Origin of the sequence: Stenotrophomonas sp. SAM-B, assembly GCF_013387485.1 — a bacterium.
Lineage (GTDB): Bacteria > Pseudomonadota > Gammaproteobacteria > Xanthomonadales > Xanthomonadaceae > Stenotrophomonas > Stenotrophomonas maltophilia_AA.
The window spans coordinates 1-431 of record NZ_JABBXB010000049.1 but is presented as its reverse complement, the minus strand read 5'-3'; the positions used below and the strand labels follow the sequence as shown (position 1 = coordinate 431).

The following is a 431-nucleotide window of genomic DNA, read 5'->3' as shown; positions in this document are numbered from 1 at the left end:
CTACACGGGTATCTAATCCTGTTTGCTACCCATGCTTTCGCTCCTCAGCGTCAGTTACTGCCCAGAGACCCGCCTTCGCCACCGGTGTTCCTCCTGATATCTGCGCATTTCACCGCTACACCAGGAATTCCAGTCTCCCCTGAAGTACTCTAGTCTGCCCGTATCGCCTGCAAGCTTAAGGTTGAGCCCCAAGTTTTCACAAACGACGCGACGAACCGCCTACAAGCTCTTTACGCCCAGTAATTCCGGACAACGCTCGGACCCTACGTATTACCGCGGCTGCTGGCACGTAGTTGGCCGGTCCTTATTCTACAGGTACAGTCACTTGCGCTTCGTCCCTGTCAAAAGCGGTTTACAACCCGAAGGCCGTCATCCCTCACGCGGCGTCGCTGCATCAGGCTTGCGCCCATTGTGCAATATTCCCCACTGCT

General features: G+C 55.7%; 1 rRNA gene. It reads right to left on the bottom strand.

The features are described 5' to 3' along the window. Positions 1 to 431, bottom strand: a 16S ribosomal RNA gene (locus tag HH110_RS19180); the annotation flags it as partial.